This window comes from Chryseobacterium sp. CCNWLW53, assembly GCF_037083525.1.
GTDB classification, from domain to species: domain Bacteria; phylum Bacteroidota; class Bacteroidia; order Flavobacteriales; family Weeksellaceae; genus Chryseobacterium; species Chryseobacterium lathyri.
Genome location: NZ_JBAOJR010000004.1, coordinates 92,405 through 112,745 on the forward strand (window position 1 = coordinate 92,405; position 20,341 = coordinate 112,745).

At 39.5% G+C, this 20,341-nt stretch carries 21 protein-coding genes; 10 read left to right on the forward strand and 11 right to left on the reverse strand.

Features of this window, described 5'->3' with window-relative positions:
• Window positions 1–2: 2 nt before the first annotated feature.
• From V6R96_RS13575 to V6R96_RS13585, 3 genes are all read right to left on the reverse strand, one after another.
• A complete protein-coding gene (locus V6R96_RS13575; RefSeq protein WP_223559493.1) occupies window positions 3–794 on the reverse strand; it encodes an SDR family oxidoreductase in 792 nt (263 codons plus the stop codon).
• Window positions 795–1,078: 284 nt separating this feature from the next.
• Complete coding sequence (locus tag V6R96_RS13580; RefSeq protein ID WP_336379460.1) at window positions 1,079–1,612, reverse strand: DUF4442 domain-containing protein; 534 nt, start codon at window positions 1,610–1,612, stop codon at window positions 1,079–1,081.
• Between the two features lie 2 nt (window positions 1,613–1,614).
• Complete coding sequence (locus tag V6R96_RS13585) at window positions 1,615–2,166, reverse strand: TetR/AcrR family transcriptional regulator (protein ID WP_111953394.1); 552 nt, start codon at window positions 2,164–2,166, stop codon at window positions 1,615–1,617.
• A 178-nt stretch (window positions 2,167–2,344) separates the two neighbouring features.
• Between V6R96_RS13585 and V6R96_RS13590 the strand changes: the two genes are divergently transcribed.
• From V6R96_RS13590 to pdeM, 4 genes are read left to right on the forward strand one after another with little or no spacing between them, the layout of a single operon-like run.
• Window positions 2,345–3,367, forward strand: a complete 1,023-nt coding sequence (locus tag V6R96_RS13590; protein ID WP_336379459.1) for a ligase-associated DNA damage response exonuclease — start codon at window positions 2,345–2,347, stop codon at window positions 3,365–3,367.
• The gene (locus V6R96_RS13595; RefSeq protein ID WP_336379458.1) at window positions 3,364–4,944 is read left to right on the forward strand and encodes an ATP-dependent DNA ligase; all 1,581 of its coding nucleotides are present in this window, start codon (window positions 3,364–3,366) and stop codon (window positions 4,942–4,944) included. The genes V6R96_RS13590 and V6R96_RS13595 overlap by 4 nt, the downstream gene beginning before the upstream one ends.
• Window positions 4,945–7,392, forward strand: coding sequence for a ligase-associated DNA damage response DEXH box helicase (locus tag V6R96_RS13600; protein WP_336379457.1), 2,448 nt, complete (start codon window positions 4,945–4,947; stop codon window positions 7,390–7,392).
• On the forward strand, window positions 7,389–8,168 hold the full coding sequence (pdeM, locus tag V6R96_RS13605; protein ID WP_336379456.1) for a ligase-associated DNA damage response endonuclease PdeM: 780 nt from the start codon (window positions 7,389–7,391) through the stop codon (window positions 8,166–8,168). Before V6R96_RS13600 ends, pdeM begins: the two co-directional genes overlap by 4 nt.
• A gap of 85 nt (window positions 8,169–8,253) precedes the next feature.
• On the opposite strand, the gene V6R96_RS13610 is transcribed toward pdeM, so the two are convergent.
• Complete coding sequence (locus V6R96_RS13610) at window positions 8,254–9,444, reverse strand: MFS transporter (protein WP_336379540.1); 1,191 nt, start codon at window positions 9,442–9,444, stop codon at window positions 8,254–8,256.
• A 172-nt stretch (window positions 9,445–9,616) separates the two neighbouring features.
• On the opposite strand from V6R96_RS13610, the gene V6R96_RS13615 reads away from it, so the two are divergent.
• The 4 genes from V6R96_RS13615 to V6R96_RS13630 all read left to right on the forward strand — a co-directional run bounded on the left by V6R96_RS13615 (window position 9,617) and on the right by V6R96_RS13630 (window position 11,390).
• Window positions 9,617–10,207, forward strand: a complete 591-nt coding sequence (locus V6R96_RS13615; protein WP_336379455.1) for a TetR/AcrR family transcriptional regulator — start codon at window positions 9,617–9,619, stop codon at window positions 10,205–10,207.
• A gap of 68 nt (window positions 10,208–10,275) precedes the next feature.
• Complete coding sequence (locus V6R96_RS13620; RefSeq protein ID WP_336379454.1) at window positions 10,276–10,734, forward strand: hypothetical protein; 459 nt, start codon at window positions 10,276–10,278, stop codon at window positions 10,732–10,734.
• Window positions 10,735–10,736: 2 nt separating this feature from the next.
• On the forward strand, window positions 10,737–11,039 hold the full coding sequence (locus V6R96_RS13625; RefSeq protein ID WP_111953374.1) for a DUF3817 domain-containing protein: 303 nt from the start codon (window positions 10,737–10,739) through the stop codon (window positions 11,037–11,039).
• Between the two features lie 123 nt (window positions 11,040–11,162).
• On the forward strand, window positions 11,163–11,390 hold the full coding sequence (locus tag V6R96_RS13630; protein ID WP_336379453.1) for a rhodanese-like domain-containing protein: 228 nt from the start codon (window positions 11,163–11,165) through the stop codon (window positions 11,388–11,390).
• A gap of 157 nt (window positions 11,391–11,547) precedes the next feature.
• Here V6R96_RS13630 and V6R96_RS13635 read toward each other — a convergent pair whose 3' ends face one another.
• Window positions 11,548–12,504, reverse strand: coding sequence for a nitrilase family protein (locus V6R96_RS13635; protein WP_336379452.1), 957 nt, complete (start codon window positions 12,502–12,504; stop codon window positions 11,548–11,550).
• 57 nt (window positions 12,505–12,561) lie between these two features.
• Complete coding sequence (locus tag V6R96_RS13640) at window positions 12,562–13,359, reverse strand: helix-turn-helix domain-containing protein (RefSeq protein ID WP_336379451.1); 798 nt, start codon at window positions 13,357–13,359, stop codon at window positions 12,562–12,564.
• A 184-nt stretch (window positions 13,360–13,543) separates the two neighbouring features.
• Between V6R96_RS13640 and V6R96_RS13645 the strand changes: the two genes are divergently transcribed.
• The gene (locus V6R96_RS13645) at window positions 13,544–14,050 is read left to right on the forward strand and encodes a pyridoxamine 5'-phosphate oxidase family protein (RefSeq protein WP_336379450.1); all 507 of its coding nucleotides are present in this window, start codon (window positions 13,544–13,546) and stop codon (window positions 14,048–14,050) included.
• 118 nt (window positions 14,051–14,168) lie between these two features.
• Here the strand turns inward: V6R96_RS13645 and V6R96_RS13650 are convergent, their stop codons facing one another.
• Complete coding sequence (locus tag V6R96_RS13650; protein ID WP_336379449.1) at window positions 14,169–15,314, reverse strand: Atu1372/SO_1960 family protein; 1,146 nt, start codon at window positions 15,312–15,314, stop codon at window positions 14,169–14,171.
• 69 nt (window positions 15,315–15,383) lie between these two features.
• Between V6R96_RS13650 and V6R96_RS13655 the strand changes: the two genes are divergently transcribed.
• Window positions 15,384–16,190 carry an AraC family transcriptional regulator gene (locus V6R96_RS13655; RefSeq protein WP_111953362.1) on the forward strand — a complete coding sequence of 269 codons (807 nt, stop codon included), beginning with the start codon at window positions 15,384–15,386 and terminating at the stop codon, window positions 16,188–16,190.
• Here the strand turns inward: V6R96_RS13655 and V6R96_RS13660 are convergent.
• The 4 genes from V6R96_RS13660 to V6R96_RS13675 all read right to left on the reverse strand — a co-directional run bounded on the left by V6R96_RS13660 (window position 16,187) and on the right by V6R96_RS13675 (window position 20,332).
• The gene (locus V6R96_RS13660) at window positions 16,187–16,843 is read right to left on the reverse strand and encodes a DUF6766 family protein (protein WP_111953360.1); all 657 of its coding nucleotides are present in this window, start codon (window positions 16,841–16,843) and stop codon (window positions 16,187–16,189) included. The genes V6R96_RS13655 and V6R96_RS13660 overlap by 4 nt on opposite strands.
• A 64-nt stretch (window positions 16,844–16,907) precedes the next feature.
• Window positions 16,908–17,654 (reverse strand): SDR family oxidoreductase, encoded by a 747-nt coding sequence (locus V6R96_RS13665; RefSeq protein WP_336379448.1) that lies wholly within the window; start codon window positions 17,652–17,654, stop codon window positions 16,908–16,910.
• Window positions 17,655–17,660: 6 nt separating this feature from the next.
• Entirely contained in the window at window positions 17,661–18,161 is a 501-nt protein-coding gene (locus V6R96_RS13670) for a nicotinamide-nucleotide amidohydrolase family protein (protein ID WP_336379447.1), read from the reverse strand.
• A 38-nt stretch (window positions 18,162–18,199) separates the two neighbouring features.
• Window positions 18,200–20,332: a catalase gene (locus V6R96_RS13675; protein WP_336379446.1), complete on the reverse strand. Its 2,133-nt coding sequence runs from the start codon at window positions 20,330–20,332 to the stop codon at window positions 18,200–18,202.
• Window positions 20,333–20,341 lie beyond the last annotated feature (9 nt).

The window sequence follows — 20,341 nt, forward strand, 5'->3', positions numbered from 1 at the left end:
GTTTAACTTTTTGCAGTCCATGCATCGGCCTGTAATTGTTTTACAAAATCTTCCGTTTCTTTAGGGTGTACATTCCTGAAATTAGAATTGTCATCCAGCGCTACATTCACAATCACTTCTGCCATAGACTGCGGATCCAGCTGATGGGCAAGAGAATCGGCCGCCCCGTCAAAAGCAGATTCAGGAGTAAAGTTCACTTCAGGATTATACCATCGGAAAATAGAGTCTACTCCCCTGTCATTAAACCCTGTTCCAAAAACGCCCGGGTTACAGGTTGCGATCTTGATATTGAACGGAGCCAGTTCAGTTTTTAATCCCTCAGCAATAGCTTCCATAGCATGCTTTGAAGCACAATAAGCTGCTACATATGGAACCGTCCATAATCCTCCCATTGAAGTTGTGAATACAATCTTGCCTGGCTTCTTTTGTTCAATGAATTTTTTAACAAAGCCTTGTGCCAGTTGCAATCCGCCAAAAACATTCACATCAAACATAGAACGGATAAGCTCCAGTGGCTGCTCAGCAATAGGGCCTCCTTCCATAATACCGGCATTGCTGATCAGAATATCAATATCATATTTTTTAAGGATATAATTGATGTCCTGTGAATTCGTTACATCCAGTTTATCAACCGTAAGTTCGATTCCCTGTTCGCCTGCTTCCCTGATTAAATCACTCATCTGTGGATACACCTGTGCTGTTGCAATAACCTTGTGGCCTTTTTTAGCCAGATCAAATGCGGCTATTTTTCCGAAACCGCTTGCTGCGCCTGTAATTAAAATTGTTTTGCTCATTTTGTTTTCTTTATTGTTACAGGACAAAGTTCATAGATTTCAGTAAGATATTTATTGCTGAAAAGTTCAATGTTTTATTGCTGAAAAGCTCTATATAAAAAACATATTTATACTGATCATCTCAAACTGAACAGTATTTAAATCACCTAAAAATGCAAGAGCAACAAGAGAGTTTAAGCTTGTGGGGAGATGATCATTAACTTTTGTCAATGACCGTAAGGAATACAGAGCACTTTTGCCTTAATGTTTGTATAATTTATGAATGGTATTTGAAAGCGGGTATGTTATTCAGATTTTTGCTTTTTTAATTCCCGTTTCTGTTTATAAAAATTTTTATCAGCAATGTAGATTGTTTTCTTTATCTCACAGTAAAGGGTTTCTTTATTTTTATCTGTAAGTTGTGTTGTTTTTACAATGACAATTTCATTTTCGGTTTTTATCCGTTCTTTTATTTCATCCAATTCCTCTTTTGTGTAAATAAACTCCGCATAAAGGTCATTATTGGCAGGACGTTTGAAATAGATTTCTGCAGATTTATCCCAAATAACGTATTGATGGTTGGTAAGATATATCAGCTGTACCATTGGGATGGGATCTACTGAAGAAAACATGCTGCCTCCAAAAATGGTTCCCATATAATTTTTGTTCTTATAACTGATAGGAAGTTTTATGCAGATCTTTGATAAATCTTCGGATACAGACTGTATTCTGGCAGTGCTTCTGCGGTACATAGGAGATACATTGAATGCCCATTTAAAGAGCTTCGGCAGTCCGATAATCTTTGCTCCGTATTTGCTTACATTTTGGTAAAAACTCATTTTTAAAGTTTTAGATTATTAATAATTTCGTCCATTAAAAGTTGAATATCTTCTTTCGCATATAATCTTCCTACCTGTGCCAGCCCAACTAACAGAGATAAAAGTTCCAAAGCCTTTAACCGGCAGTTCTTAATCATACGGAATTCTTTTTTTTCAATTCCTGATTCCAGAATTGCTGTTGTATGGGAAAGAATGGTCTCGTTGAAGTCTTTTAGTTTCTCTGTGATTTTTTCATCCAGTGAATTATAATCAGAGGCTAAAGTACCGGTCAGGCAGATTTGCTGCTTATCAATTAGAAAAAGGTAATAATTAAAAAGTTTTTGCAGTTTTTCCGTTGCTGAGAATGTGTTCTGGGAATTTTTAAGACTCAGGATCCGTTGCCGGTGCAGCTCAATAATGGCCAGGCAAAGCTCTGCTTTGGATGGGAAATGGTAGTGTATAGAAGATGTTTTTATATTAATGCTTTTTGCTATATCAGCATAGCTAAAAGCATTATAGCCTCTTTCAGTGAGCAGTTTATTTCCTATTTCAATAATTTTATCTTTCGTATTCATCTGTCTATCTATTAGTAGGTAGATAAAAATACAAAATAAAATTGATTTTAAAGTTTTAATTACAAACTCTTTAATATTTTCATACAAAAATGCAGGATTGGTTAGATTTTTGAAGGCTAAAACATAACCAAACTTCTATAAATACAGAACGTTTTATAGAAAATCAAAATATTTTCCATTGAAGCTGATAACATTTACAAAAAAAGGCATTTACTGCCCTCAGGGTAAATTTTATATTGATCCCTGGAGACCTGTAGACCTGGCGGTCATCACACACGGACATGCCGACCACGCCCGCTGGGGAATGAAGAAATACCTTTGCCATCACTATACAAAACCCATTCTTTACCAGAGAATCGGCCCTGATATCGAGTGCCAGGGTGTTGAATACGGTGAAACCATAACCCTGAATGGAGTAAAAGTTTCGCTGCATCCTGCCGGACATATCATTGGCTCAGCCCAGATCAGATTAGAATACAAAGGATATGTTACCGTTATTTCCGGAGATTATAAAGTACAGGAAGACGGTTTGAGTACCCCGTTTGAGCTGGTGAAATGCAATGAATTTGTAACTGAAAGTACTTTTGGATTGCCCATTTACAACTGGCTGGAGGTCCCTGATCTCAATAAAAAACTTCAGACCTGGGTGCTCAAAAATCAGGAAAATGCAAAAACATCCGTATTTATAGGATATTCTTTAGGAAAAGCACAACGTATTATGAAGGCGGTGGAAGGTTTGGGAAAAATTTATGTTCACTATTCCATCGGAAAACTCAATGAAACCTTTGAATCTGTCGGAATTAATCTTCCGGATTACACAGTCGCCGATTTCAGAGAGAATGCTAAGGAAGTTCAGCATGAAATTGTTATTGTTCCCCCAGCATTGCTTGACAGCAATATTATTAAAAAAATACCGGATGCAGCCACAGCAATCTGTTCCGGCTGGATGCAGGTCCGTGGTGCCAGAAGATGGCGAAGTGCCGATGCAGGATTTGCCATGAGCGATCATGCCGACTGGAAAGGGCTTTTGCAGGCCGTGAAAGCTACGGAAGCTGAAATTGTACACGTCACTCACGGACAGACCGAAGTTTTTTCGAAATATTTAAATGAAATTAATATCAAGTCAGATGTTGTACAAACCCAGTTTGGAGAAGATGAAGAAGAATCTGAAAAAGAAATCATTGAAAACCCCGGGCCATGAAACATTTTGCAGATTTGATCAATGCCTTGGAAACTACCAATAAGACCAATGCGAAAATAGACGCCATCATCGATTATCTGGAACGGGCTCCGGATGAAGATAAAGTATGGTTTATTGCTCTCTTTACAGGAAAAAGGCCTAAGAGAAATGTCAATACCAATTATATGAAAGAATGGGCCCTGGAGATCACACAGCTGCCGTTCTGGCTGTTTCAGGAAAGCTATTCTTCAGTGGGTGACCTGGGAGAAACACTTTCTCTCATCCTTCCCCCACCAGCCGAAAAAATCGACCGTACCTTATCCCAATGGATGCTGGATATTGTTCATTTAAAAGATAAATCAGACGCTGAAAAAAAAGAATTTGTATTAAAATCATGGAACGGGCTGGATTATACAGAACGCTTAATTTTTAATAAATTACTGGGCGGAAGTTTCAGGATCGGTGTTTCGGATAAAACACTCATCAATGCGCTGACCAGATTTTCTTCCCAGGAATCCAGCACTCTTATGCACAGCCTGATGGGTAAATGGGTACCCGGTGAAGTTACATTTCAGGAACTGATTTCGGCAGAAAATGTTAATCCTGATAATTCAAAACCCTATCCTTTCTGCCTGGCTTATCCGCTGGAAAAAGAGCTTGAAGAACTGGGAGATCCTGAAGACTGGCAGACAGAATACAAATGGGACGGAATCCGTGGACAGATTATCAGGAGAAATGATGAAGTCTTTATATGGTCAAGGGGTGAAGAGCTCGTCACAGACCAATTTCCGGAAATAAAAGATACCGTACAGGCCATGAAAGGTAATTTTGTTTTAGATGGAGAAATACTTGCGGTAAAGGATTCTAATGTTTTAAACTTTAATGAATTACAAAAAAGATTAAACAGGAAAACTTTAACCAAAAAAATGCTGGCAGATATTCCTATTGAAGTTTTTGTTTATGACTTACTGGAGCTTGAGGGAACCGACCTCCGTGAAAAATCAATGGCAGCCAGACGGGCAATGCTCGAAGAATTACTGCTGAACGAAACCCCTCAAAATATTAAGCTTTCCCAGGTCATTGGTTTTGAAAAATGGGACGATCTCAATACAATAAGGGAAGCATCAAGAGACATCAACAGCGAAGGTTTAATGCTGAAACAAAGAGACTCCCCTTACCATGCCGGCAGGAAGAAAGGTGACTGGTGGAAGTGGAAAGTAAGTCCGCTGACGATTGATGCTGTTTTAATTTACGCCCAAAAAGGCAGCGGAAGACGGAGTGCCTATTACACAGACTATACATTTGCAGTAAAAAACGGCGATGCTCTTGTCACCATTGCAAAAGCCTATTCCGGACTTACCGATAAAGAAATCATGGAAGTCAGTAAGTTTGTTAATAAGAACGCCATAGAAAAATTCGGGCCTGTCCGTACAGTAAAAGCTGAGCTGGTCTTTGAAATCGCCTTTGAAGGTATAGGATTCAGCAGCAGGCATAAAAGCGGTGTTGCCTTAAGGTTTCCAAGAATTGTAAGGTGGCGGAAAGATAAAACCGTGGAGGAAATAGATGAACTGGAAGAAATAAAAAAACTGATCCAATAATTGAAAGCATTTGAAAATACAGACGGGTTCAGGGTCATTCAGCAATGGATGGCTGATAAAGGTATTTCCCCTTTTAAATTCCAGGTAGATACATGGCAGAAATTCGGGAACGGATACAGTGGAATGGTCGTTGCACCAACCGGATTTGGAAAAACATTTTCTGTTTTCCTTGCTTTGATTTCAGATTTCATGAATCATCCTGAAAGCTATAAGAAAGGACTGAAAATGATCTGGATCACTCCCCTGCGCTCCCTGTCCAAAGATATTGCCAAAGCGATGCAGGAAGCCATAGATGAAATTGGCCTCGACTGGACCGTTGGCGTCCGAAACGGGGACACAGACCCTAAAGTCAGACAGCAGCAGGTCCGTAATATGCCTGAAATTCTGGTCGTTACTCCCGAAAGTCTGCACTTGCTTTTAGGACAGAAAAATCATAACCGTTTCTTTCAGAATCTGAAATGTGTTGCAGTCGATGAATGGCATGAATTGCTGGGCTCAAAACGTGGGGTTATGGTTGAGCTGGGCATTTCGCAATTGAAAAAATATGTTCCGAAAATAAAAATATGGGGCATCACAGCAACCATTGGAAACTTGGATGAAGCAATGGATGTCTTAATTCCTTACGATATTAAAAAAACAAAAATAACGGCCAGAGAACATAAAAAAATAGATATTCTTCCGGTTATTCCTGATGAGCTTGACATTCTTCCATGGGCAGGACATTTGGGTGCTAAATTAGCCGATAAAATTGTTCCCATTATTCTGGATTCAAAATCTACCATTGTTTTTACCAATACACGGAGCCAGAGTGAAATGTGGTATCAGCTTCTATTGGACGCTTATCCTGATTTTGCAGGCCAGATTGCCATCCATCACAGTTCTATCGATGCTCATCTCCGGATCTGGATCGAAGAAAATTTAAGTGCCGGAAAACTTAAAGCCGTAGTATCGACTTCCTCGTTGGATCTCGGAATCGATTTTAAGCCTGTAGACACCGTTATTCAGATCGGTTCGGCAAAAGGAGTTGCCAGATTTCTTCAGCGCGCAGGACGAAGCGGGCACTCCCCTTTTGAAACCTCTAAAATCTACTGCGTCCCCACTCATTCTCTTGAGCTGATCGAGGTAGCAGCACTCAAGGAAGCAGTAAAACAGAAAGTGATAGAACCCCGGGAACCCCAGGTTTTGTGCTTTGATGTGCTTGTACAGTTTCTGATGACCTTAGCTGTGGGAGACGGATTTTATCCTGAAGAAACATTCGAAAGGATTAAAAAAGTATTCGCTTTTCAGGAAATGACCGATGAAGAATGGAAAAGTATTCTTGATTTCCTTACCATTGGCGGAAGTGTTTTAAAAAGCTATGAAGAGTTCCATAAGATCGTCATCATGGAAGACGGTCTTTATAAAGTAACCTCCAGGAAAATCGCCATGCTTCATCGTATGAATATGGGGGTTATCGTGAGTGATGCCATGCTGAAGGTAAAATTTATCTCCGGAGGCTATATCGGAATGGTAGAAGAATATTTTATCTCAAAATTAAAAAAAGAAGAAAAATTCATTCTGGCCGGACGAACGCTTGAAGTAGCCATGATCAAGGATATGACCGTATATGTGCGGGCTGCAAAAGGAAAAGCAATGGCTCCAAGCTATCTAGGCGGAAGGCTTCCGTTAAGTTCGAATTTAGGGCATTTTTTAAGAGAAAAACTTTCCCATGCTTTAAACCCGAAAGCTTCAGAAAAAGAACTTAAATTTTTACATCCGTTATTAGCCAGCCAGGAAAAAAATTCCCATATTCCTAAAGATGATGAATTTCTTGTAGAGCTGATCAAAAACCGTGAAGGCTATCATCTTTTCATGTATCCGTTTGAAGGACGCCTCGTACACGAAGTAATGGCTGCACTGATTGCCTATCGTGTCTCAAAGCTGGCTCCTATTTCCTTTTCTATGGCTATGAATGATTATGGTTTTGAACTGTTCAGTGATAAGGAAATTCCTTTAAATGAAGACAATCTGGATAAAATCTTGACCCGGGAAAATCTGATGAATGATGTGATAGCCAGTATCAATTCTGCAGAAATGGCAAGAAGAAAATTCCGGGATATTGCAGTAATTTCAGGAATGGTCATCCAGAACTATGCAGGAAAGCAACGCTCCAACAAATCCCTTCAAAGCTCTGCAGGCCTGATTTTTAAAGTGCTGGAAGATTATGATCCCAATCATTTCCTTGTCAGACAGGCCTATACCGAAGTTTTCAATATGCAGCTTCAGGAACCGCGTCTGGTGGAAGCATTTAAAAGAATAGAAAAATCAAAAATCATTTTAAAATATTCCCATACCTTTACACCCCTGAGCTTCCCTATTAAAGTAGACAGCCTCAGACAGACCCTTTCAAGTGAAAGCCTGGATTCGAGGATCAAAAGGATGATGGAACAGGCAAGGAAAAGAGGTTGAGAATTTCAGTTCCCGCTTTCAGACTGGAAGTATTCCGTCCAACCTTTCTCGATCCCCATTCCCCTTCTTTGAAGGGGTGGATTTTTGCAAAGCAAAAAGACGGGGTAGTTAAAATAAAAACTATACAAAAATTGAATATTGCCACTAAAAATATCACTCTTAACAGCGAAGTTTTCACTTTAACCAACCAGCGTGCAGCCTTTTGGAAAAAAGAGAAAGCCTTAATTTTATCCGATCTTCATATTGGAAAAACCGCTCATTTCCGGAAAAACGGAATTGCTCTGGCTAATCATATCATGAAAAGTGATTTGGAAAGGCTCTCTGTTCTTATTGAATATTTTCAGCCGGAAAAATTTATTGTGGTTGGAGATCTTCTGCATGCCGGAGATAATTCTGATGTAGATGAGTTCTGCAGCTGGAGAAATCAGTATCCGGATCTTCAGTTCTGTCTTATTAAAGGCAATCATGATCGCTTGTCATTGGAATTGGAAAAAAAGTTGTGTTTGAATTTTAAATCCGAATCTCTTACCATTGATCGCTTTACTTTCGTGCATGATTTTGATAAAACCCTTTCTGAATTCCAGATCACAGGGCATATTCATCCCGGTGTTGTCCTGAATTCAGCGGTAAAAAATATCAGGCTGCCGTGTTTCGTGCAGACAAAAGATCAGCTGTTGCTTCCTGCGTTCAGTGAATTTACCGGTCTGGATACCAAAAACCTTCCTAAAGGCGGAAAATTCTATGTTTTTACAGATTCTGAGATTCATGAAATATAAGCCGTATCAGCCTTCAATTTTGAAATAAAAGGACTGCCCCGTTAAAAGACAGTCTTTAAAAATATACCAAAGGTGAAAACTATTTTTAATTTTTATTTAAACGGATGCTGTATAGGGTAATCAGTACAGTAGCCAACAGGAATAAAGCTCCGATCCATGGTGTACTCGCCAGGCCTAATGAAGATGTTACAACAATTCCTCCGGTATATGACCCTATCGCTATTCCTATATTGAACGCGGCAATATTGATCCCTGATGCTACATCTTCAGTTCCCGGAAGTTCTTTTTCTGCAATCTGTACTACTAAAAGCTGAAGTCCCGGCACACTGGCAAAAGACAAGCCTCCCAGAAGAAATAAGGTAATAATGCTTAAAACCTGATCACCAGCTGTGAAATAAAAGGCAAATAATACCAGTCCCTGAGCTGCAAACATCCACAGAAGTGCTTTTAAAGGATTTTTATTCGCTGTTTTTCCGCCTAAAAGATTTCCCAGAGCAATGGCAATTCCATAAATAAGCAGGATAAAAGTAACCGTAGACTCCTGGAATCCTGTGATCTGCTGTAGAATGGGTGATAAATACGTGAAAACAACAAATGTTCCTCCATACCCCATTGCTGTCATTAAAAATGCAAAGATCATACGTCTGTTTCCGAATACTTTGGGAAGGCTTTTTAAAGAAGCCGTCTGATCACTTTTAAGGTTTTTGGGAACCAAAAGCATGCTTGCCAGCAACCCTATGATTCCAAGGAGAGAAACACCGATAAAAGTAGCCCTCCAGCCGAAATGCTGCCCTATAAAAGTCCCTAGGGGAACTCCCGTTACAATAGCCAGGGTAAGTCCTGCAAACATAATTGAAATAGCCGTTGCTCTTTTTTCTTCCGGAACCAGCGATGCTGCAATAGTAGAGCCAATGGAAAAGTAAACGCCATGTGCAAACCCGGTTAAGATTCTGGCCATGACCAGAGTAATAAATCCCGGGGCGATAGATGCCAGTCCGTTTCCGATAACAAAAAGGATCATGATTGAGATTAAAAGTGTTTTGCGCGGTATTTTCCCTGTCAGTGCCGTCAGTATCGGAGCTCCTATAGCTACCCCGATAGCATACAGGCTTACCAGAAGCCCGGCTGATGGAATGCTGATTCCCAGATCTCCGGCCACTGTAGGAAGAAGCCCTACAATTACAAATTCTGTAGTTCCTATTCCAAATGCACTTATGGTTAATGCCCATAATGCTGCCGGAAGTCCTTTGCTCTTCACAGCAGAATTGATATTCATCTGTATTTCTTTCTGATTATTCATTGCGTTGTAATTTTGTTGAATTGACTATGCAAATTTCCGATGAATAATTGTATTATAAAAATTATTTAAATTCTAGTTCATTATCAGAATAATAATAGATTTGGTTTTTAAAATTTCCGTTCCTTTGCAGTAAAGACAGCTTATCCCAATGAAAAAATCAGAAGCCACCCGATTGAATATTCTTCAGAAAGCCTTTGAACTGATCTATGTAAAAGGATATCAGACCACAAGCGTTGATGAGATCATTGCAACGACCCAGGTAACAAAAGGGGCGTTCTATTACCATTTTAAAACAAAAGATGAAATGGGACTGGCTATTATTAACGAACTTCTGATCAGTAATTTCAAAAGCACTTTCATTGAACCTCTGAAAAACAGTGACCATCCTTTGGAAAGCATTTACAAACTGATGTACGGAATTTTAATGGAAAACGATTTCTTAAAGGTTGAATACGGCTGCCCGGCATCTAATTTCACACAGGAAATGGCCCCATGGAATATAGAATTTACAAAAGCATTGAACACACTTTCTGCTCATTGGGAAAATGCAATCATAGAATGTATTGAAACAGGTAAGAAAAATGGGTCCGTAAAAGCAGATACCGATGCAAAAGAAATTGCTGTTTTTGTAATGTCCGGCTATTGGGGTGTAAGAAATTTAGGAAAACTGGAAAATTCAAAATCAGTGTATCTTATTTATTTAAAAGGACTTAAGACTTATTTTAAATTCTTTCAATAATTTTTCACCAAAAAACATACTAATTAGTATGTTTTTGTATACCTTTGGAATATTATAAAAAATTCAAAATGTACCAGACGCTTACATTTCTGCATTCCTTATTCCGTTGGGTGGTTTTATTAAGTCTTATTTATGCCATATGGATTTCCTTTAAGGGCTATTTTTATCATAAAACATTTACAAAAAAAGAAGATCTGGTCAGGCACTGGACAGCTACAATTGCTCATGTTCAACTGATTTTCGGGATCATTCTCTATACGAAAAGTCCAATTGTAAAATACTTTTGGAAAAATTTCAGTGAGGCCAAAGCATCCTTAGACTTACTTTTCTTCGGGATGATTCACATCCTGGTTATGATTACGGCTATTGTTCTGATCACCGTCGGTTCCGCTTTGGCCAAACGGAAACCTACGGACAGAGAAAAATTTAAAACCATGCTCATCTGGTTCACAATTGCACTGGTAGTTATATTTATTGCCATTCCGTGGCCGTTCTCCCCTATTGCCAACAGACCTTATTTCAGATAATTATGATACATTTATTAAAAACAAAAACCGGACGCCTGAGAGTTCTGGCCATTTTGGAAGGAATATCCCTGCTGATCCTCGTATTCATTGCTGTACCTGTGAAATACTGGCTCGGAAACCCTTCTTTTGTGAAACTAATGGGACCAGTTCACGGAAGCCTGTTCCTGCTTTTTCTGTTTAATACGTTAAGCGTTGGTGTAGAACAGCAGTGGAAATTCCGGGAGACTACCTGGAAAGTAATTCTGGCGTGCTTTATTCCTTTCGGAACCTTTTATATTGACTATAAAATCCTAAGCAAATTATGAAAAATGGGCTGATTTTTTGCGGGATTATTCTTACGGTCTATATCGTTTACAGGGTGTACAGATACCAGACATTAGATAAAAGGCCTTGATACATTAATCCAAAAAGGAGCCATTATTCTGGACGTGAGGACAGAGAAAGAATTTAAAACGGGTCATATTGAAGGTTCTGTTAATATTTCTTTGGGAACTATCAGGGAAAGGTATACGGAAATTAACCGGGATAAAACTTATATCACGGTCTGTTCCCATGGCTTACGGAGTGTAAAGGCTGAAAAGATCTTAAAGGAAAGAGGTTTTAGGCATGTGCATAACGGCGGTGCCTGGAGTGATCTTCAGGGATTGATAAAGTAAGGAGTTGGGAGCTGGAAGATGGAAGTTATTGAGATTAAAAACAGCTATGATTCTATTTCATTAAATTTTTTATTGAATAGACTATCCTGAGGTAATTTCGAGGAGTGCCTTTGACAAAATATCTTCCATCTTCCAACTTCCAGCCCCTTAAGTCAGATTAAATAGCATTATCCTTCATCCACACCACTTTCTGCTCCGGATGATGGGTCATTCCAATGATATCCCTGTACAGCTCCGGTCTTCTTGCCTTGATATATCTGCTTCCGCCGGCCTGATGTAGCTTTTCCGGGAAAATGGTAACGGTTTCAGAACTGTCATCGAACGAACGGCATTCCGCAATAATATCCCCAAAAGGATCAATGATCATGGAACAGCCATTTTTAAGCTGATCATCATCCATCCCAACGGGATTTGAGAAAACCACATAAATTCCATTGTCATAAGCTCTTGCGGGAAGCCATTTCATCAGCCAGTCTCTTCCTTTCATTCCATCAAACTCAAGGCGGAGCGAGGTAGGATCAGATTCCCTCTTCTTCCATAATTCCGGATCTACGAAGCCTGCTCCCGGCCTGGTAGAAGGTGTACACATGGTAACATGCGGCATGAAAATAAGGTCTGCTCCCAAAAGTTTTGTTGCTCTTACATTTTCAATGATATTATTGTCGTAGCAGATAAGAATGCCACATTTCCACCCGTGAATGTCAAAAACGCAGTATTGGTTTCCTGGAGTCAGATGGGGATTAATAAAAGGATGAAGCTTTCTGTATTTGGCCTTCAGTCCTGTTCTATCAACGCAAACATAAGCTTTGAAGATATGATCATTTTCATCTTTTTCGAAGAGCCCTGCCAATATTGTGATGTTATGCTCTGCAGCGATCTGCTGTAATTTTGTTATGCTTTCGCCTGCAGGTATAAATTCTGCAATATCCAGAAGCTGTTCTTTGGAAAGGTTTTTGGCAAAAGTGTATCCGGTAACCGAACATTCGTGAAAGGCAATGACCTGTGAGCCCTTAGCCGCTGCTTCAGCCGATAGCTTTTCTATTACTGAAAGATTATATGCTTTGTCACCGCTTTTATTTTCAAATTGTGCAGTAGTAATTTTGAGATTGTCCATCTTTTTTCTGCAAAGCTATCATTCAGGATAATCAGGAGATTGTAAAAAACCGACATTTCAGCGTAACTGGATAAAATTGACTGCCAGCTTCTCTGTTTTTAAATATTGATTGGGAGTAAGTCCTGTATTGCTTTTAAAGTCTTTAATCAGATGGGACTGGTCGCTGTAGCCTGAATCATAAGAAAGACAGGCCGTACTTTCACTTCCTGCATTTTCCTTCAAAAGATTGATGAAATGATGAAGCCGAATGATATTTCCGTATTTCTTCGGGGTAATGCCCATATAATTTTCGAATTTCCTTTCAAGATGTCGCTCAGAATACCCTGTGAACAGCTCCAGCTCTTTTGAAGATACCGAACCTTTGTTTTTAAGCATAAACTGTTGTACAACCCTGATCAGCTCATCATCGGAATTCATTTTTCCGGACATGAATCTGCTAAAAAAATGATTAAGCTTAATAATGATAAACCTGGGATCTGTTCCGGACAGAAGGTCTTCCTGAAAAGACAACAATTCATTTTTTAAAACATCTTCAGCTGAAATGATTTGGTTTTTCACCTCTTTTGCAGAAAGATTAAGAAGAACATTAAAAAAATATGGCTGAAAAACGACTGCAATCATGGAAAATGAACCTGCTGCTGTAAAATCTTTATATCCTGCAGGCTGTCCGTAAAAAAATGAAGAAGGAACCTGATCATTTGAACCAGCTGCATAAAAATTCCGGCTGCCGGATATAATCAGCCCGGTACTCCCATCTGTAAATAACCTTAGCCGTTTACACTCATTTCCTGCATTTTCTAAAAAGATATAATGCCGGATATATGATGATAAATGCTTGGATGGCTTGATCTGCATAATGCAAAGCTACATAGAATAAAACATCTTTGATTTATGTTTTTAAAGAATTTTTTTAACTGTTACTACCACAAAAAAGTGGTGTTTGGTCAGGTATTTGAATATTTAATGAAATAAATATTATTGATTCCGGTTCCTGAGAAAATCAATTTAATTCAATACCAATCACTAAAATTATAATATTATGTCAACACAGAATTTAACCCACCTGGAAGCTATTAAAAAGATCAAAGAACTGTCGGAAAAGGCAAGAACATGCATGTTCTGTACCGAACTTGAAGCCATACCGGTGAATTCCCGTCCCATGACCCTGCAGGAAACGGATGATAGCGGAAATCTATGGTTTATCAGCAGTGCTTCAAGCAATAAAAACTTTGAAATAAAGGAAGACCGGAGAGTACAGCTGTTCTTTATGAACAACAGCGATTCCCAATACCTTTCTGTGTATGGTGAAGCATCCGTTTATAAAGACAAAGCTACGATTGAAGAAAAATGGTCGCCAATGGCCAAGGCATGGTTTGACGGGAAAGATGATCCGGACGTTACCATTATCCGCGTAGAGCCTAAAGAAACTTATTATTGGGATACAAAAGCCGGGAAACTTGTCAGTCTGTTCAGTTTTGTAACCGCTGCTATTACCGGAATTAAAACAAATAATTCCGACGGTGTAGAAGGCAATGCCGTTATTTAAAAGAACAAAAACGGCCTTGGTTTCAGTATTTTACTGTACTAAGGCATATTAATATCCAGTGCTAAAAACTCTGGCAGCTATTCCGGCTGCCAGTAGTTTTTTTAATGATAGAAGCAATTTATTCTACCTCAAAAACAGCCTGTATCTCCACAGAAGAATTCACGGGAATAGAGGAAGCTCCCAAAGTGGCCCTGGCATGTTTTCCTTTTTCTCCAAAAATCTCTACGGTAAGATCCGAAGCTACATTCATCAGGTCCGCATGTTTTGTATAATCATCTTTTGTATTGAAAATTCCTGTCAGCTGTACACATTGTTTCACCTTATTGAGATCGCCGCCTACGGCTTCTTTCAAAACAGCTATAACATTGAGCATGGTAGCTTTTGCAGCCTCTTTTACCTGCTGTTCGGTAACGTCAACGCCCAATTTGCCGGGATTTAAGATTTTACCTTCTTTCAAAGCAACCTGATTGATGAATACAAGATTGCCAGCGCGTACAAACGGCTTGTAATTACCGGCAGGCTGCGGAACCTGCGGAAGAATGATATTTTTCTGCTTCAAAACATCATTGATATCCTGGGATTTTTCTGGAATTGTTACTGCTGCCAGTTTTTTAGAGAATGTTCCTTTAAGGGCTAAAGCTGTTTTGGCAAAATTCCTTCCCTGCAGCTCTGCCAGTTCACGCTCATCTTTTGTAGGTCTTTCAACATCTTTCAGTGATGCCATGCTTGTTATTCCTAAAACCGTATTTCCCTGTGGAATAGCTTTGTTGATATTATCTGTTCCTCTGATTCCGTTGGAAACCAGAACCATTCCGTGAACAGCAAGACTATTCCAGAAAGCCTGAAGCGCAAGTTCTTTTCCTGCCCCGCTTCCGGCAGACATAAAAACTGTTGCAGGCATCCCTTCCAGTGCATGACTGGTCCATAATTGAACAGTTTTGGATAAAAATTCACTCATTCCGGTACTGATATTCCCAAAGTAAACCGGGGCTCCGAAAGCAATTCCATCATAGGAAGGCAGTTCATCTACTGACGCTACAGGAATGTTCTTCAGTTTAGGATTGGAAGATTCTTTAACCTGCTTGATAACTGCAAATGCATTTTTACTGCTTTCAATACCGGATGCTATTTCTTTGGCCAGTTCATAGGTTCCGCCGTTGTCCGAATGAATAAGAACCAATACTTTAGCTTTACTGTCTTGTGCCATGACTGTGGTGATTTTTAATAATAGAATTAATACAAAAACCGTACTTAGTTTTTTCATTTTTTGATGGAATAATAATTACAATACAAAATTAGTATTGTCGTTTTTATTAAATTTGCCAAAAATTCTATGCAGAACGACATCGTAAAATGCGGTTTAACAGAACAGACCGACAGCCGATTTGTAGACACCATTGAAAAAGAAGCTTATGTCTGGTGTGAAAAAGGCTGGAAACATGATGATCACGAGCATGCTCACCAGCGTTCCCAGCTTACGTTTGTGGAAGAAGGATATCAGTATTTCCATATAGACCAGAAGATCTATCTTGTGCCTCAGCATCATGTGATCTGGATTCCTTCAGGAAAAGCACACAGGATAACTTCAGAAGCAAAAACGGTCAATTTAATGGTTTTTCTGTTTAAAACGGTTTTTGATGATGATTTCTATCAAAATGTTTGCGTCTTTGCTGTTCCTGCTGTTTTGAAGGAAATGCTTTTATATGCCTCAAAATGGAATCAGCTGATTGAAGAAGATGAGGAACAGGATTTGTTTTTTAAAGCCATTCTAAAAAGTCTTCCCAATTTCTGCAGAGAAAACAGCTATCTTGAGATCCCGGTTCCGTCGGATGTCCGTCTTATTCCGGTCTGTACCTCTATTAATTCAAATTTTAAATACAGCCTGAACACTGATGAACTGGCAGAAAAAGCACAGATGTCTGTAAGGAGTTTACAGAGGATTTTTAAGAATGAAACAGGAATTACCCTTCAGAAATACCTGCAGCTCGTCAGAATATTAAAAAGCATAGAACTGATTGATACGGGGCAGTATACTTTAAGCCAGATTGCTTATAAAGTGGGTTACCAAAGCCTGTCTGCCTTTACATCTTCTTATTATTCTATCATGAAAGCCAAACCCAAAGTAAAAAAACTAAGTTAAGGAGTTTCATCATGAGCCATATCTACCGGTTTGGATTCCGGTGATCCTTTTTCACGGAGCCATATAGAAAGAATGACTAAAGAGGCAACAGCCAGAAATTCACTCTGCCAGTTCTGAAAAGACTCAAACCAGAACCTGGACCCTGATATATACTGTACTGCAGTAACGGTGGGTTCTTTTTTTATGACCTGTTCTTCATTGAATTCCTTCATGCTTCCATAGAAATGCATTGCGAAGCTGAGAATAAATAAAATAGCAAAAGCTAAGGATAAGGAATGCTTATAAATACTCAGCCATAGTCCGCCTTTTTTTACCGGCCACGGAGCATTGGCATGGACTTTTGGTTCCCTGTCTACATCTTCTTTTTCTTCCAGGGATTTCGATTCACTGGAACCTTTCTGCCTTAGCGAGACCGTAAGTACAACATACAGCATCATCTGAAGAAATTCACTTTCCCAGTTTTCGAAGGTAGCCTGTATAAAATGTCCGCTCCGGACATAGGCTCCCAGGCTGAGCATTGAGCTGCCTTCTTCTGCAAGGTCCTTATTCAGTGTTTTCCAGCCCATGAAAAACTGTCCTACAAGGCTCAAAAGCATTAATGAAAGCAAAACAATACTTAAACTGTTACGGTAAAAGAAACTTTTTTTAGACATAATCAGCAGGTTAAAGATTTAAGATCAAAATTATAATCCCAAAGCTGGATATTGCTGCAGAATTTTATCCGTTGACAATCAGACCTCCGTTCGGGTGAATAACCTGTCCCGTGATCTGGGCGGAACCACTGCCTGCAAGGAATAAAAAGCTGGCTGCAACTTCTTCCGGAGTAGCATTTCTTTCGAAAGGAGGTTTGTTAGGGTCTTCTTTTTCCTCTCCAAAGGTTTTTTGAGTAAGTGGTGTTGCAACCGGGCCTGGTGCAACTGCATTAATGCGGATTCCGTTTGGTTTGGCCTGAAGTGCCAGAGAACGTGTAAAAGATACAATAGCACCTTTGGTTGCGGCATAGTCCAGAAGCTCGGGATGCCCCTGATAAGCCGCTGCAGAAGTCGTATTAATGACACTGCTACCTTCTTTCAGGTAAGGAAAAACAACTTTTGTCAGCAGGATCATTCCTATAATATTGGAATCAAAAGTTTTCCTGATATTTTTTTCTTCAAGATCTTCTATGTTTTCTGCCGGAAACTGTACGCCTGCATTATTGATGAGGATATCAATGCCTCCAAATTCGGAAACTACTTTCTTTGTGGTATCTTCACAAAAATCGTAATCATTGATATCCCCACTAAAAATGATGCATTTTCTGCCCAGCTGTTCAATCTGTTCTTTTGTTTTTTGGGCATCATTATCGTCCTTATAGTAAATGATGGCAATATTGGCTCCTTCCTTAGCAAAAAGTAACGCTGTTGCCTTACCTATTCCACTGTCTGCACCTGTAATAAGAACGGATTTATCTTTTAATTCCCCCATCTGAAATTACTTTAAAATTAGAAGTTGGTTAATTTCACTTTTAAAGCATCCTAAAATAAATTCTGTATAATATAACTGTGCATTCAGAGCCTGGGTTTTAGGATGCAGCTCCAGCTTTTTGGTAAGAATGATCTCCCCTTTATAAGAAAAAGCAAAGTAAGCAAATATCTTATAAGATGAGTTTCTGATGGGCGTACAGTATCCTGTGGTTGCAATTGACCAGTCGGATTCAAATACCTTGGCTACATTAAGAGCCATAGTTCGTGCAATATTTTCTGATACACAGTCGCATTCTTCTGCTTCCTGCCTGTCTACATTCAGCAGTTTTACTTTCTGAGGGAGCGTATAGGCTGTCATGCCTCCTTTATAAAACAGGGAGGCATTCGGCATCTGTGAAAAAGCCAGCTGCAGACATCCTGATGTAACGCTTTCTGCAATTGAAATTGTTTCATCCGCAGTCATGAGGGACTGGCTTATATATTCTAAAAGACTTTTTTGAAATTCCATAATTTTAAATATTTAGTGGTGTGAAGGTGTGTGATGATCTATCTGTTTCTTTCCTGCTCTAGTTCCCAAACTCTGTGTGCAGCAACGGCTTTAATAAACTGCTTATCGGAACCGTCATCTTTCCCAATAACTATAGCAGGATCTTCATGCTGTTTCATGGCAATATTGCTGTTGTCATAAAGGATTTCTGTACCCGCCCCGAAATAAATGGCCTTGCAGTGTTTATAAGCTTCATTAATGAAACGCAGGGAAAGGTGCTTGTTTTCCGGCCCCATGAGCTCCTGTGCTGATTTTTCTCCAGCGCTGATATACAAAGCATCAAAACATACGCTGGCAATACTTGTAAGGGAATGTTTCGGAACTAATGATCCATCTGTAGTTTTGATAGGTGCTAAGCTTGGTGCTATAAGCTCTACTTTGGCTCCTTCTTTTTCGAGTTTTGTTTTTAAAGTATTAAGAACAGAGCCATTTGCACCATTGGCTGCAATAAAGCCTATTTTTCTGCTTTTAATAGTATCCTTAACGGTATTTTTCATGCTCAATGCTTCAGATACTTTGGTTTTAGGTTCTCTTTCTTTACTTTGAAGTTCAGCTGGATCAGCATCTGCAGGAATGCTTTGGTTAGGCTGCTTTAATTTTTTGACTGCAACTCCTAATTTTTCTGCAACTTTTCTAGCGAGGGTATTGTCGATAAAGGCCAGCTGACCAACCATTCTTTCCCTGATCTCGGGTATTGTTACCTTCGAGAGTTCAAAAACAAGGGCGTTCTGAAGATGGGTCTGTTCAGGAGCCGACTGGCTGTTATAGAATAATTTTGCCTGTGAGTAATGGTCTACAAAGCTCTGACTTCTTCTTCTGACCTTTTCACCCGAAACTCTTTCCTGATGGGAAGTAAATCCGCCTTCTGACATCATGGCCTGGAAAGGACATCCGCCTCCGATGGAATTGGGTTCATAACTTACTTTTCCTTTGGCAATCTGCTGTCTCATATGCCCGTCACGCTGGTTGTTATGAACTGTATTGATAGATCTGTTGATCGGTATTTCATGAAAATTAGGTGATCCTAATCTCGATAACTGGGTATCGGTGTATGAAAATAACCTTCCCTGAAGCAAAGGATCATTACTGAAATCTATTCCGGGAACTAAATGTCCTGGATGGAATGCTACCTGCTCTGTTTCTGCAAAGAAATTGTCAGGATTTTTATTGAGGGTTAAAGTTCCGACGATCTCTACGGGAACTTCTTCTTCGGGAACCAGTTTTGTAGGATCCAGAAGGTCGAAATCAAATTGATGTTCGTTCTCTTCCGGGATCAGCTGAACACCAAAATCCCATTCCGGATAGGCTCCGTTTTCAATGGCTTCCCATAAATCTCTTTTATGGAAATCAGGATCTACTCCGGAGATTCTCTGAGCTTCGTCCCAGGCTACAGAGTGTATTCCCAGTTTAGGTTTAAAATGGAATTTAACGAAATGAGCTTTTCCTTCGTCATTAATAAACTTGAAGGAATGAACTCCAAAGCCTTCCATCATTCTCAAACTTCTCGGGATGGCTCTGTCGCTCATGAGCCACATAATCATGTGCATGCTTTCCGGCATCAGCGAAATAAAGTCCCAAAATGTATCATGTGCAGAAGCAGCCTGCGGAATCTCATTATCCGGTTCTGGTTTTACAGCATGAACCAGGTCAGGAAATTTAATGGCATCCTGAATGAAAAAGACTGGCATATTATTCGCGACAAGGTCATAATTTCCTTCTTCTGTATAAAATTTGATGGCAAAACCTCTTACATCTCTCGCCAGATCAGTACTTCCTTTACTTCCGGCTACAGTTGAAAATCTTACAAAAACAGGAGTTTTTTTCCCTACTTCTGATAAAAATTTCGCTTTAGTATAGGCGCTAAGGCTTTTTTTGAGTTTAAAAACACCATGTGCTCCGGAGCCTCTTGCATGAACAATTCTTTCCGGGATTCTTTCGTGATCGAAATGGGTTATTTTTTCTCTAAGAATGAAGTCTTCCAGCAAGGTAGGACCTCTGTCTCCGGATTTTAACGAATCCTGATTATTGTTGATTTTCAGCCCCTGGTTGGTTGTTAGTTTTTCGTTTTCATTAGAAGTGCTGTGTGCTTCCAATTGGTCTAACTTCTTGTTGTTTTGGGTATCCTTTTTCATATCAATTTA